The organism is Ruegeria sp. CJ9 (genome assembly GCF_056536625.1).
Genome location: NZ_JBQFPY010000013.1, coordinates 56,461 through 69,320, shown reverse-complemented (window position 1 = coordinate 69,320; position 12,860 = coordinate 56,461). Strand labels below are relative to the sequence as shown.

The window sequence follows — 12,860 nt, the reverse complement described above, 5'->3', positions numbered from 1 at the left end:
GGTCGAATTCCGCCAGATCGCCGACTGGATCATCGAAGTGGTCGACGGGCTGGCCGCCAATGGCGAAGACGGCAACAGCGCCGTCGAAGCCAAGGTCAAAGCCGAGGTCGCAGACCTCTGCGCCAAGTTCCCTCTCTATCCGAACCTGTAAGACGAAGGACCCTTACCCATGAGCTTTCATAACATCGACCAAGCCCCTGCTCGCCTGAACCGCAGCGAACTGGCCGTTCCGGGCAGCCAACCCGGAATGTTCGAAAAGGCCGCACAATCAGATGTAGATGTGATCTTCCTCGATCTGGAAGACGCGGTCGCGCCTGATGAAAAGGAACAGGCCCGCAAGAACATCATCGAGGCGCTGAACGATATCGACTGGGGCAACAAAACCATGTCGGTGCGGATCAACGGGCTGGATACGCATTATATGTATCGCGATGTGGTGGATGTGGTCGAACAGGCTGGCGAACGGCTGGACCTGATCATGATCCCCAAGGTTGGCACCGCTGCGGACGTCTATGCGGTCGATATGCTGGTAACGCAGATTGAGGACGCCAAAGGCTACAAGAAACGGATCGGGTTCGAACACATCATCGAAACCGCGCTTGGGATGCAGAATGTCAGCGAGATTGCGGCAGCTTCCAAACGCAATGAAAGCCTGCATTTCGGAGTGGCTGACTATGCGGCCTCGACCCGCGCACGAACCACGATCATCGGCGGCGTGAACCCCGATTATTCCGTGTTGACCGACGCAGATGCCGATGGTGACCGTCTGACCCATTGGGGTGACATGTGGCACTATGCGCTGGCGCGCATGGTGGTTGCGGCACGCGCCAACGGACTGCGTCCAATCGATGGGCCATTTGGCGACTTTCAGGATCCCGACGGCTATCGAGCGGCTGCCAAACGCGCGGCGGTTCTGGGATGTGAAGGCAAATGGGCCATCCACCCCAGCCAAATTGCCCTGGCCAATGAGGTCATGTCGCCATCCGAGGCCGAAGTCACCAAGGCACAGCGCATTCTTGTCGCCATGGCCGAGGCTGAATCGGCGGGCAAAGGCGCTGTGTCTCTGGATGGCCGTCTGATCGACTATGCCTCAATCCGTCAGGCCGAAGTGCTGGTCGAAAAAGCAGGCCAGATCGCAGCGGCTTGATCCGAAGGGCTTAGGCTACCTAAATAGGACAGCGCCAAACGGTTTTGTGGATCGGCCACTGGTACAGTTTGGCGCTGCGTTTTTCTGGTCACTCAGCGAGAAGACTTGAAAGTTTGTCCGCGCCCTGCCGCAGTGTTTCCAGAAACGACATCAGGCTGCCGACATCATGGCGTTGGGTCGGGGCGTGAACCGATAGCGTCCCTACCAACCTGCCCTGCCCGTCCTGAACAGGCACCGCAAGTGCGGACATTCCGGTCATGAATTCCTCATCATCGGTAGAATACTGATTGTCGGAAATGCGTTGGACTTCAGCCTTTACTGCCTTGGGGTCCGTCAGCGAACGCTCGGTCTGCGGCTGCAATTTTCCGGCCGAAAGAAACCCGTCCAGCGTTTTCTGACGCAGCGTGGACAGGTACATTTTTCCACTGGCCGTGCAGTGAAACGGAACCTGCGTGCCCACGGGCAACTGAATGCGCAGGGGCCATTTGGTTTCGACCCGGTCCAGATAGATCATCCCCTCGCGGTCGGGAATGGCGAGGTTGCATGTCTCTCCTACCTCCTCGGCCACGCTGCGCAATATGGCCAGGCGTGCAGTCCGCAAATGTTCGGCAGACATGGTGTTGACAGAAAGCAGTCGTAAACGACGGCCAGGGCCATAAGACCGGCCGTCGAGATCGCGTTGCAGAAACCCCTCGGCCTCGGCCGTTTGCAGCAGGCGGTGGACGGTGGGTTTTGCCAGACCCAATGCATCGATCAGGTCTGACGGTTTAACAGCTACCCCGCGCCGAGCCACCTCTTCAAGGATCAGCAACAGGCGCAGGTTCGTTGGGATCTGAGTTTCTTTTTCTTGTGTTTCCGTCTCGGCCATCCCGCAACATTCTAGTTATTTGGCAGCAGGATCAAGGCCAGATCGGGCACCAGCGACACCAAAATCCAGACCGACAACAGAGCCACCAGATAAGGCACCGTATACCGCAGCAGCCGGAAATAAGGCACGCCCGTCACACCCGACGCCACATACAGGTTCAGCCCGTAAGGTGGCGTGATGAACCCGATAGAAGCACCCACAAGGAAAATCACCGAGAAATGGATCGGATCAATGCCAACCGAGGCGGCAATCGGCGCCAAGATCGGGGCGAGAATGATCGTGACCGGAAGGCTTTCCAGTACCATGCCCGAGAAGAAGACGATCACCATCGAGGTGAACAGCACCGCATGATAACCACCCATCGAGGTCACAAAGTTCCCGATGGTCTCTTGCGCGCCGAGCAGCGACAAGATTTGCTGCATCACAACCGAAATTGCGATCAGCGGTGCAAGGATGCCAGTGATCTGGGCCGAGCGGATCACGATCGAGGGGATCTCGGGGATCGTGAAGCCTTCGACCACGAACATCTCAGCATAGCTTTTTTCGGTCGGCGGAATGTCATTGCGTGCGCCCATGACACGGTTGATCGGATAGCTGACCAGCCCTGCGATGACGCAGAAGCCTACGGTCACACCGGCCGCCTCGGTTGGTGAAAACTTGCCCGTGTAGATGCCCCACAACACCAATCCGATGGCGAAAAAGCCCAGCCACGCACCAAACGCGGTTTTCAGCACCCGGTTTAGTTGCAACGGGATCAAATATCCCCAGCCGTTGATCCGGCAGATTATCCAGCAGGCAAATTGCATGCCAAACACCATCAACGCGCCGGGCAGGATACCCGCCACAAACAGCTCGGAAATCGGGAGGTTCATCAGGAACCCGTAAACGATGAAGATGATCGACGGTGGGATGATGATCCCAACTGTACCACCCGCCGCTGCTGTTGCGGCGCTGAAGCGTTCATCATAACCGCCCTTGACCATCTCAGGGTGCAGCATCGACCCGATGGTCGCGGTTGTTGCCGAGTTTGACCCCGAGATCGCTGCGAAAAGCCCGCAAGCCCCCAGCGATGCCATTGCCAGCCCGCCGCGTATCCAGCCCAGACAGGCATATGCAAAATCACTAAGCCGCCGCGCGATGCCGGATTTGTTGATCAGGTCGCCAGTCAGGATAAACAGCGGCATCGCCAGCAGGGCGAAGCCTTTGTTGAACACATTCAGCAGCTCGGCCCCCATATTGTCCAGCGTCAGGCCCAGCACAAACGAACAGCCAATAACCCAATAGCCAATGACCAGAAGCACTGGCACGCCCAGCATGAACAGAAAGGTGACCCCAAGCGAGATCAGTGTGACCATGGTTCCGTCTGTCATCAGTCTGCTCCAATCACGGCCTGCTTGATAAGCGGCTCACCTGTTTTCCAGTTGTGCAGATCGTCGGCGAGGTTCTGAAACACCCGCCCAACCATCAAAAAGAACGACAGCGGCGCGGCCAACAGGAACCACCACTGCATGATGTTGTCAGTACCCAGAACGATCTGAAAGTTCGATGCCGACAGCGCCACCAACCGTGTGGTGGTCACAATGACGATCACTGCGAAGATGAACCAAAGGACAGCATCTAGGAACAGGCAAGCCAGTTGCCCGCCGCGCGGCATAGAGGTGCGAAATTCGCTAAAGCTTAGATGCGTGCGTAGCCGCACGTTATAAGACGCGCCGAACCACGCCATCACCATGAACAGCAGTGGCGGGATCGTTGTTGACCAAGGCTCCTGATCGTTGAACACGAACCGGTCAATCACGCCCCAAAAGATGATGAAGGCAATCGCAAGGTAGGAATAAACCATCACGGCACGTTCAAAGTGGCGTTCGACAAACGGCACTTTTTGGTAAATCCACATGATGAGGAGCCCACCCAGGGCCGAGACGATTGCGCCTACGACCCATGTTGCGTCGGATTCCAGCGCGGATTGAATCTCGAATGAATCGAAGGTGAGTAAAGCACTGAATATCGCGCCGACATCTGCCCAAAATGACATGAACCCCGTCCTCCCAGTCGGTGTTTAGTGGAACCGGCCCACCCGGGCCGGTTCGTATTAAGCTTAGGTTAGGCTTCGCCTCTCCACCAACGGCGTGGCTCGACGTTTTCCGCAATTGTATCAGCGGGAATCTCACGCGCGATGTCGTAGATCTCCTGATATGTGTCGATACCACCGGCCCATTTGTTAATGCGCTCGCGCCATTGTGCCCAAGGCTCGGGGTTGTAATTGGGGGCACACATTTCTTCGGCCAGTTTAATTTGGTCGTCCGCCAGGAAGGCCGGGCGTACGCCGTTTTCGGCGAAGATCGTATGCGGCAATTGCGGTTCCGAGAAACCCACGGTGTTCAACAGCGCGGCTTCGTTCGCACCTTGGATCAGCGCCTGCGTGAAGTATGAAGACTCCATCACCGCATCCTGCAACTCACCGCCCAGACTGTCGAAGACCTTCGAAGACATGGACGTATGCTCGGTACCGCAGAAGAATTTCAGGTTCACCGATTGTGACACCACAGGCGCCATGTTGGCGTAGGCCACAGCCGATGCCCAAGTTTCGGCGCCGTCGATCAGGCCGGTTTTCAGCGCGTCCAGCGTTTCCTCCCACGCGACAGGTACCGGATTCAGGTTCAGCAGTTGCATGGCGATACGGCCAAGTTGCGTACCCGTCACACGGTTCTTGGTGCCAAATAGTTCTTCCAGCTTTGTGACGGTTGGCTTGTCGGCAAAGTTCGCGCCCATCTGCAGACCGCGCAGCTCACAATGAGTGAACAGGAATTTCAGACCGTGCCGTTTTTCTAGCGGATCGCGCAGGATGCGCTGGCTCGCCGGGCTGTAGAAAAAGTGGTACTGCGCCGCGCGGCTGGGGAACATATAGGCATAGTCCAGCACGTTCAGATAGGGCGCACCACCAGCCGAGTTCTGAGTCGAGGCGGCATAGATGTCGACGATCCCCTGCTGGGTTTTCTCGACGCAGCTCAACTGACCGCAGATCTGGTTGTCGCCGATGAACTCGATGCGAATCTCGCCATCGGTGCGCTCTTCCAGGTCACGCGCAAATTCGATTGCACCCGCACGCTCGATCAGCAAGTTGCGGGTATTAAAGCCCGATGCGCCGAATTTCAGCGTGTGCTTCGGCTCTTTCGAAAAGCGCTTTTCGTAGGTTGATTCGGCAGCCTGCGCCAGATTCGCCAGGCTCATCGCCCCACCGAACCCACCCGCAGCCAGCAGAGTTGAGCTCATACCGTAACGGCCTGCCACGCGGAAAAAATCCCGCCGTGAAATACCACTTAGTTTCCGTCCGATCTCCATTGCTTACCTCCCTGATCGCAAATAATGAGACGTTTTGTATCAAAAAAGGCTAGTATATTTCTCATCGTTTGGCTAGAACTTTTTGAAACCAGTTTCAGGGAGGTGATCATGGAAGTAGACTATGCAGTTGTCGGGGCCGGGTCTTCGGGCTGTGTCATCGCCAATCGCCTGAGCGCCGACCCAAACGTGACCGTTGCTTTGCTCGAGGCCGGCGGTCGCGACACCAATCCGTGGATTCACATCCCGGTGGGCTATTTCAAAACCATGCATAACCCTTCGGTCGATTGGTGTTATCGTACTGAACCTGATCCAGGGCTGAATGGGCGCTCTATCGACTGGCCGCGTGGCAAGGTGCTGGGCGGGTCTTCGTCGCTGAATGGGTTGCTGTACGTGCGCGGCCAGAAAGAGGATTACGACCGCTGGCGTCAGATGGGCAACGAAGGTTGGGGGTGGGACGACGTTCTGCCCCTGTTCAAACGTTGCGAGGATCAGGAGCGTGGCGAGGATGAATTCCACGGCGTCGGCGGGCCATTGTCGGTGTCAAACATGCGCATCCAACGGCCAATCTGTGACGCGTGGGTCGCCGCCGCGCAGGCCGCAGGGTATCCGTTTAATCCAGACTACAATGGGGCTGAGCAAGAAGGTGTGGGGTATTTCCAGCTAACCACGCGCAATGGCCGCCGCTGTAGCGCTGCCGTGGCGTATCTGAAACCCATCCGCGATCGACAGAACCTAAACATCATCACAAAGGCCCTGGTGACACGGATCACGCTGGAGGGCAAAAAGGCGACCGGATTGGTCTATCGGGATCGTTCGGGCGCCGAGCAAACCCTGAAAGTTCGGCGCGAAATCATCCTGTCCGGTGGTGCGATTAACTCGCCCCAGATTCTGATGCTGTCAGGGATCGGCGACCCGGACCACCTGAAGGAAAACGGCATCGAACCGCTGCACGCCCTTCCCGGTGTCGGCAAGGGATTGCAGGACCATCTGCAGGCCAGGCTGGTGTTCAAATGCAATGAACCTACGTTGAATGATGAGGTCCGCAGCTTGTTCAATCAGGCGCGTATCGCTCTGAAGTACGCCCTGTTCCGTGCCGGTCCGATGACCATGGCGGCCAGCCTGGCGACGGGGTTCATGAAGACCCGCCCCGACGTTGAAACTCCGGACATTCAGTTCCACGTCCAACCATGGTCCGCCGACAGCCCCGGCGAGGGTGTGCATCCGTTTTCGGCCTTTACCATGTCCGTCTGTCAGCTGCGGCCGGAAAGCCGGGGTGAGCTGCGCCTAAACGGGCCAGACCCTTCAAAGTACGTCAAAATAATCCCGAATTACCTGTCGACCGAAACGGATTGTCGAACCATCGTCGACGGCGTGAACATCGCCCGCGGGATTGCTAAGCAGAACCCGTTGCATTCGAAGATTTCCGAGGAATTCAGGCCCTCGGCGGATCTGAGCTGTGACGATTACGAAGGCACGCTGGATTGGGCCCGGTCAAATTCGACCTCGATCTATCACCCGACCGGCACCTGCGCGATGGGCAACTCTGAGGCATCGGTTGTCGACGCAAAGCTAAGAATCCACGGAATTGCCAATCTGCGGGTGGCGGATTGTTCGATTATGCCCGAGATCGTCAGCGGTAATACGAACGCTCCTGCGATCATGATTGGAGAAAAGGCCAGCGATTTGTTGGCAGCGGATGCCTAGACGGCAGCACGAACTGCTTTGTAAAGCGCGCGAAACCGGCCAAGCCGGTCCGACAATGCGCCCATTTCCGCAGGATCGAACCTGACAGATCCTGCGGGCTGGAGGGCAAGGTCCTCAATAGTCAGCGCTTTGTCACCGCAAGCCGCCAATCGAGCCGCGCCATAGGCTGGGCCGGAATCCGCCCCTTCGGATCGAAGGATGGGTTTGCCTGTCACCGTTGCAATCAACCCAAGCAGCAGGTCGGACCGGCTGCCGCCGCCGATGGCGGCCAAATCCGACAGGCCGTCTATCGAGTCGCCAAAACTCTGGGCGGCGTCGGCGAAACAAAACGCGATGGCTTCAACCACCGAGCGACAAATTTCTGCACGCGTTGTCGCGTCTTCCAGTCCAAAGAAACAGGCGCGTATATGCGGATCGCCGTGGGGGCTGCGTTCGCCTGTCAGATAAGGCAGGAAAATCGGCACACGATCTTGCGGGGCTGTTTCGGCCATTGCGATGACTTCTGCCGAGGACAATCCAAGCTGCCCGCCGATCCACGCGATTGGCCTAGCGCCGTTTAGCATTGCCGCCATCTGGAACCAGCGATCAGGGAGTGTATGCGCAAACGCATGCACATATCGTTCCGGGTTTGGCTTATACACGCGATCCGCAACGAATAGCTGACCGGAAGTGCCCAGCGAAATAAACCCTCGCCCCTGTTCGGTTGCTCCCAGCGACACTGCGCCGGTGGCCGCATCCCCACCTCCTGCTACAACAGGTACGCCGGGCTTCAGTCCGGTTTGGTTGGCCGCATCTGACGAAATTGTGCCCACAACTTCGTGCCCATCGGAAATTTGCGGCAGCCAGTGGGTCGCAACATGGGTCGCCTCGGCGATCCCGCTGTGCCACTGCCGCGCGGCTTGATCCAGCCAAAGGGTGCCCGCCGCATCACAGGGATCCGTCGCGAGTGCCCCGTGCAGGCGCAGCCCGATATAATCCTTCGGCAACAGGATATGAGCGATGCGGTCATAGCTTTCAGGTTCATGCCGCTTCAGCCATGTAATCTTAGGTGCGGTAAAACCTGGCAGCGGCAAAACACCCGCGATCTGGCCGATCTGTGGCAGCGCATCGCGAAGTTCACCGCATTCCTGCGCCGAACGGCTGTCATTCCACAAAATGGCCGGACGGATTGGGCACAAGTCCTGGTCGAGCAGTACGGCTCCGTGCATCTGACCCGACAGACCAACGGCCCGAACGTCCGCCAACGTAATCTGTTCCCCCAGCTTGCGTAGTGCGTTGCAGGTGGCGCGCCACCAAAGATCAGGATGCTGTTCCGACCATCCAGGCTGAGGCGAAGAGGTTTGCATTTCAACCGAAGCCGTTGCCACTATCCGCGCCGTGTCGGCGCAGACAACCTTGACCGCTGATGTGCCGATGTCGATCCCGAGATACATTTACAACCCTTGCCCTGCGTCCGAGGCGCGGCACATGTCCGGCTATTGATTTTTTAGCGCGCGCAAAGAATATGTAAAGCTATGATAAGATCAAAGCGGCAAAGATCCGCAGGTAGATTGGCATGACCAAGATTAAAAACATGGAAGAGTTCGCGGCCCTCAGCGGGATATCCCGGCCGACGGTTTCGAAATATTTCCACGACCCGGACAGCGTGCGGCCCACAACGCGGGCGCGCATCGAAGAGGCGTTAGAGCGTTTTGACTATCGCCCTAATATTTACGCCATAAATCAGAACCGGAAGCTGACCAAGAATATTGGTATCGTCGTGCCCTATCTGGCTGATCCCTTTTTTGCCGAGATCGCGCGCTATCTGGAGCAATCCTGTATCGCGGCGGGGTATCGCCCGTCTCTGTTCAGCTCACATGGCGAGCAAAAACTGGAGAATGAGATACTCGACAGCTTACGGTCGCTGAAACCAGCAGGTGTTCTGTTAGCACCGCTGGGCCGCGCGTCGGATCAGTCAGCGATTGAAAAATTCTGCGCCGATGTTCCAACGGTTCTATTCGACAGTAACCTTGATGGTATGGGGGCTGCTTTCATCGGTTCGGACAATTTCAGCTTTGTGTCACAAACCGTGGAATACATGACCCGCACCGGGGAACCACCATCGTTCTTTGAAATGCGCACCCCAGCCAACCCAAATGCCAACAAGCGGCGCATAGCCTATGTCGACGTTATGGAGCGTTTGGGGTTTGAACCGCATATCATCAAGATTGACGGCACAGGATGGGCCTTTGAAGAGATCGGTCGGCAAGGTGCGCGAAAAGTGCTGGAAGAACGCAGCCTGCGGACCGACTCGGTGCTGTGCAGCAATGACCGTCTCGCCATCGGATTCCTGGCGGCCTGCTACGAACAGGGGATTCGGGTTGGGCGCAAGGAAGATTGCACATTACGATTAGCCTCAAATGACGATCATCCCTTCGCAAAATTCACATGTCCGTCCCTGACAACGGCGGCGCATGACTATGACAATGTGGCTGCCCGCAGTGTCGAAACACTGTTCGAACTTATTGAAAGCGGTGGGAAATTTGAAAGACGAACAGAAACTTTGTTTCCCGCAAGACTTGTTTTACGCGAGTCCGCCTGAACACTAAATTTAACGCGCGTAAAGTTTTTATTGACGCCGCGACAATTTATGAACTAGGCTTCCTGCACAGCATCCAAGCTCAGGGAGGACAAGGATGTATCTGAAAAACGCACTTCGTGCGGCGACGGCGTTGACATTCGTCGCCACGGCAGCGGCCCACGCGCAATCCATCACCATAGCGACCGTGAACAACGGCGACATGATCCGGATGCAGGGCTATACCGACAAATTCACCGAGGCGACCGGCATCGATGTCGAATGGGTGACGCTAGAAGAAAACGTGTTGCGCCAGCGCGTGACCACCGACATCACCACCAAAGGTGGCCAGTTCGACATCATGACCATCGGTATGTACGAAACCCCGATCTGGGGCGCCAATGGTTGGCTGGTGCCGCTGGAAGGAATGTCCGCTGAATATGATGTGGATGACATCCTGCCCGCGATGCGCAACGGGTTGAGCCATGAGGGGACGCTGTTCGCGGCTCCGTTCTATGGCGAAAGCTCGATGATCATGTATCGCACTGATCTGATGGAGAAAGCCGGTCTGGAAATGCCTGATGCGCCGACCTGGCAGTTCATCCGAGAGGCGGCTGCGGCGATGACGGATCGAGACAACGACATCAACGGTATTTGCCTGCGTGGCAAAGCCGGTTGGGGTGAAGGTGGCGCGTTCATTACCGTGACCGGAAATTCCTTTGGTGCCCGCTGGTTCGACGAAGACTGGAAGCCCCAGTTTGATCAGCCGGAATGGAACGAAGCGCTGACTTTCTTCGTCGACATGATGAGTGAATCCGGCCCCGCGGGTTACGCTACTAACGGGTTCAACGAAAACCTGTCGCTGTTCCAGCAGGGCAAGTGCGGCATGTGGATCGACGCCACTGTCGCGGCATCGTTTGTAACCAATCCTGACGACTCGACTGTGGCCGACAAAGTCGGCTTCGCGTTGGCTCCGAATTCGGAAGGCGTTGACAAGCGCTCCAACTGGCTTTGGGCATGGGCGCTGGCCATCCCTGCAGGCACCGAACAGGCGGATGCTGCCAAGCAGTTCATCGAATGGGCAACCTCGAAAGACTACATTGAGCTGGTAGCCGAAAACGAGGGTTGGGCCAACGTCCCGCCGGGTGCGCGTACATCACTGTACGAGAACCCCGAGTATCAGAAGGTTCCGTTCGCCCAGATGACACTGGATTCGATCCTGTCGGCTGATCCAAATGATCCGACGGTGAAACCGGTGCCTTATGTCGGCATCCAGTTTGCTGCGATCCCTGAATTTGCAGGCATTGCTACGCAAGTGAGCCAGGAATTCTCGGCCGTTTACGCCGGACAGCAATCGGTGGAAGAGGCGCTGGAAAAAGCGCAGGCCTTCACCGCAGAAGAGATGGAAGCCGCAGGTTACTGACGTCTTCTAATTGCGGGTGGGCAGAGGTCTGCCCCCCGCCCTACCCTTCCACAATCCACGTTTTTCTCGCAGGCTGGTATGCGCCTGAACAGAGAGGTCTTGCGCCATGGCAACCCAACATTCCCGATCAGTGGCCCGCCTAATGATGGCACCCGCCGTGGTCCTGCTGCTTGGCTGGATGCTCGTGCCGCTGACAATGACGCTGTATTTTTCCTTCAAGAAATACCTGCCCCTACGCGGTGGTGATCTGGGCTGGGTCGGCTTTGACAACTACGTCCGGTTTGTGTCCTCCAGCTCGTTTTGGCCTGCCGTGCAGGCGACGCTGATGATCGTTGGTGGTGTACTGGTGATCACCGTGATTTTGGGCATCCTGCTGGCCATTCTGCTGGATCAACCAATGTGGGGTCAGGGTGTTGTCCGCATCCTTGTGATTGCACCTTTCTTTGTGATGCCTACGGTCTCTGCGCTGGTCTGGAAGAACATGTTCATGGACCCGGTGAACGGTCTTCTGGCGCATCTGTGGCGCTTTTTTGGGGCCGAGCCGATTTCATGGCTGTCCGAGGCCTCGATGACGTCTATCATCATGATCGTGTCGTGGCAGTGGCTACCCTTCGCCACGCTGATCCTGCTGACTGCCATCCAGTCGCTGGACAGCGAACAGCTGGAAGCAGCTGAGATGGACGGCGCGCCAGTTCTGAAGCGCTTTTACCATATCGTCTTGCCGCATCTGAGCCGCGCAATCACGATTGTGATCCTGATCCAGACGATCTTTCTATTGTCGATCTTCGCCGAGATTTTCGTGACCACCGGCGGTGCATTCGGCACCCGCACACTCACCTACCTGATCTTCCAGCGCGTGTTGGAAAGCCAAAACGTTGGCCTTGGATCAGCCGGAGGTGTCTACGCCATCATCCTTGCCAATATCGTTGCCATCTTCCTGATGCGCATCGTTGGCAAAAACCTGGACGCGTGAGGAGATAAGACCCATGGCCCGCACCGTCACACCCCGCCGCAAATCGCTGAACACCGCCCTTGCCTGGGCCGTTGGACTGCTGATCTTTTTCCCGATCCTCTGGACCATTCTGACCAGTTTCAAGACCGAGGCACAGGCGATTGCCAGCCCGCCCCTGTTCCTGAACTTCGACTGGACACTTGAGAACTATGCCATCGTGCAAGAACGGTCAGACTATATGCGGTTCCTGTGGAATTCCGTCATCATCGCAGGCGGATCGACCATTCTTGGCGTAATCATCGCGGTCCCCGCCGCATGGGCGATGGCCTTTGTACCGTCCAAGCGCACAAAGGACATCCTGTTGTGGATGCTCTCCACCAAAATGCTACCTGCCGTTGGCGTATTGTATCCGATCTACCTGCTGTTCATCCGTCTGGGACTGCTAGACACACGCGGTGGACTGGTCGTGGTGCTGATGCTGATCAACCTGCCGATCATCGTCTGGATGCTCTACACATATTTCCGCGAAATCCCCGGTGAAATTCTGGAAGCCGCACGGATGGACGGGGCGACACTGAAAGAAGAAATCCTTTACGTATTGACGCCCATGGCCATCCCCGGCATCGCCTCGACAGTTCTCCTGAACTTCATTCTGGCGTGGAACGAAGCGTTCTGGACCCTCAACCTGACCGCCGTCGACGCGGCACCGCTAACTGCCTTCATTGCCAGCTACTCCAGCCCCGAGGGCCTGTTCTTTGCCAAGCTCAGCGCGGCCTCGACCATGGCGATCGCACCAATCCTCATCCTTGGCTGGTTCAGCCAGAAACAACTTGTCCGCGGCCTGACCTTCGGCGCTGTGAAATAAGG

At 57.1% G+C, this 12,860-nt stretch carries 11 protein-coding genes and 1 pseudogene; 7 read left to right on the top strand and 5 right to left on the bottom strand.

Annotated elements, in window-relative coordinates; translation table 11 throughout:
• A pseudogene (glyA, locus tag ACR0AJ_RS19830) lies at positions 1-151 on the top strand (serine hydroxymethyltransferase); the annotation flags it as partial.
• Between the two features lie 18 nt (positions 152-169).
• On the top strand, positions 170-1,147 hold the full coding sequence (locus ACR0AJ_RS19825) for an HpcH/HpaI aldolase/citrate lyase family protein (protein WP_170351950.1): 978 nt from the start codon (positions 170-172) through the stop codon (positions 1,145-1,147).
• Between the two features lie 88 nt (positions 1,148-1,235).
• On the opposite strand, the gene ACR0AJ_RS19820 is transcribed toward ACR0AJ_RS19825, so the two are convergent.
• The 4 genes from ACR0AJ_RS19820 to ACR0AJ_RS19805 form a co-directional block, all read right to left on the bottom strand.
• Positions 1,236-2,015, bottom strand: coding sequence for an IclR family transcriptional regulator (locus ACR0AJ_RS19820; protein WP_170362725.1), 780 nt, complete (start codon positions 2,013-2,015; stop codon positions 1,236-1,238).
• 11 nt (positions 2,016-2,026) lie between these two features.
• A complete protein-coding gene (locus ACR0AJ_RS19815; RefSeq protein WP_170351952.1) occupies positions 2,027-3,385 on the bottom strand; it encodes a TRAP transporter large permease in 1,359 nt (452 codons plus the stop codon).
• Positions 3,385-4,050: a TRAP transporter small permease gene (locus ACR0AJ_RS19810; RefSeq protein ID WP_170351953.1), complete on the bottom strand. Its 666-nt coding sequence runs from the start codon at positions 4,048-4,050 to the stop codon at positions 3,385-3,387. The genes ACR0AJ_RS19815 and ACR0AJ_RS19810 overlap by 1 nt, the downstream gene beginning before the upstream one ends.
• 68 nt (positions 4,051-4,118) lie before the next feature.
• On the bottom strand, positions 4,119-5,357 hold the full coding sequence (locus tag ACR0AJ_RS19805; RefSeq protein ID WP_170351954.1) for a TRAP transporter substrate-binding protein: 1,239 nt from the start codon (positions 5,355-5,357) through the stop codon (positions 4,119-4,121).
• A 108-nt stretch (positions 5,358-5,465) separates the two neighbouring features.
• Here ACR0AJ_RS19805 and ACR0AJ_RS19800 point away from each other — a divergent pair, with 108 nt between their 5' ends.
• Positions 5,466-7,061 (top strand): GMC family oxidoreductase, encoded by a 1,596-nt coding sequence (locus tag ACR0AJ_RS19800; protein WP_170351955.1) that lies wholly within the window; start codon positions 5,466-5,468, stop codon positions 7,059-7,061.
• On the opposite strand, the gene xylB is transcribed toward ACR0AJ_RS19800, so the two are convergent.
• Positions 7,058-8,494 carry a xylulokinase gene (gene xylB / locus ACR0AJ_RS19795; RefSeq protein WP_170351956.1) on the bottom strand — a complete coding sequence of 479 codons (1,437 nt, stop codon included), beginning with the start codon at positions 8,492-8,494 and terminating at the stop codon, positions 7,058-7,060. The genes ACR0AJ_RS19800 and xylB overlap by 4 nt on opposite strands.
• A gap of 122 nt (positions 8,495-8,616) precedes the next feature.
• On the opposite strand from xylB, the gene ACR0AJ_RS19790 reads away from it, so the two are divergent.
• The 4 genes from ACR0AJ_RS19790 (at position 8,617) to ACR0AJ_RS19775 (ending at position 12,858) form a co-directional block, all read left to right on the top strand.
• Positions 8,617-9,642: a LacI family DNA-binding transcriptional regulator gene (locus ACR0AJ_RS19790; RefSeq protein WP_480741708.1), complete on the top strand. Its 1,026-nt coding sequence runs from the start codon at positions 8,617-8,619 to the stop codon at positions 9,640-9,642.
• A gap of 94 nt (positions 9,643-9,736) precedes the next feature.
• Positions 9,737-11,041 (top strand): ABC transporter substrate-binding protein, encoded by a 1,305-nt coding sequence (locus ACR0AJ_RS19785; RefSeq protein ID WP_170351958.1) that lies wholly within the window; start codon positions 9,737-9,739, stop codon positions 11,039-11,041.
• 106 nt (positions 11,042-11,147) lie between these two features.
• Entirely contained in the window at positions 11,148-12,014 is an 867-nt protein-coding gene (locus tag ACR0AJ_RS19780; RefSeq protein ID WP_170351959.1) for a carbohydrate ABC transporter permease, read from the top strand.
• A 13-nt stretch (positions 12,015-12,027) separates the two neighbouring features.
• Complete coding sequence (locus ACR0AJ_RS19775; protein ID WP_170351960.1) at positions 12,028-12,858, top strand: carbohydrate ABC transporter permease; 831 nt, start codon at positions 12,028-12,030, stop codon at positions 12,856-12,858.
• The last annotated feature ends 2 nt before the right edge of the window (positions 12,859-12,860 follow it).

Excerpts from the sequence above, each read along its gene's own strand:
- ACR0AJ_RS19825 (WP_170351950.1), top strand. The coding sequence starts at position 170 with ATGAGCTTTCATAACATCGACCAAGCCCCTGCTCGCCTGAACCGCAGC.
- ACR0AJ_RS19820 (WP_170362725.1), bottom strand. The coding sequence starts at position 2,015 with ATGGCCGAGACGGAAACACAAGAAAAAGAAACTCAGATCCCAACGAAC.
- ACR0AJ_RS19815 (WP_170351952.1), bottom strand. The coding sequence starts at position 3,385 with ATGACAGACGGAACCATGGTCACACTGATCTCGCTTGGGGTCACCTTT.
- ACR0AJ_RS19810 (WP_170351953.1), bottom strand. The coding sequence starts at position 4,050 with ATGTCATTTTGGGCAGATGTCGGCGCGATATTCAGTGCTTTACTCACC.
- ACR0AJ_RS19805 (WP_170351954.1), bottom strand. The coding sequence starts at position 5,357 with ATGGAGATCGGACGGAAACTAAGTGGTATTTCACGGCGGGATTTTTTC.
- ACR0AJ_RS19800 (WP_170351955.1), top strand. The coding sequence starts at position 5,466 with ATGGAAGTAGACTATGCAGTTGTCGGGGCCGGGTCTTCGGGCTGTGTC.
- xylB (WP_170351956.1), bottom strand. The coding sequence starts at position 8,494 with ATGTATCTCGGGATCGACATCGGCACATCAGCGGTCAAGGTTGTCTGC.
- ACR0AJ_RS19790 (WP_480741708.1), top strand. The coding sequence starts at position 8,617 with ATGACCAAGATTAAAAACATGGAAGAGTTCGCGGCCCTCAGCGGGATA.
- ACR0AJ_RS19785 (WP_170351958.1), top strand. The coding sequence starts at position 9,737 with ATGTATCTGAAAAACGCACTTCGTGCGGCGACGGCGTTGACATTCGTC.
- ACR0AJ_RS19780 (WP_170351959.1), top strand. The coding sequence starts at position 11,148 with ATGGCAACCCAACATTCCCGATCAGTGGCCCGCCTAATGATGGCACCC.
- ACR0AJ_RS19775 (WP_170351960.1), top strand. The coding sequence starts at position 12,028 with ATGGCCCGCACCGTCACACCCCGCCGCAAATCGCTGAACACCGCCCTT.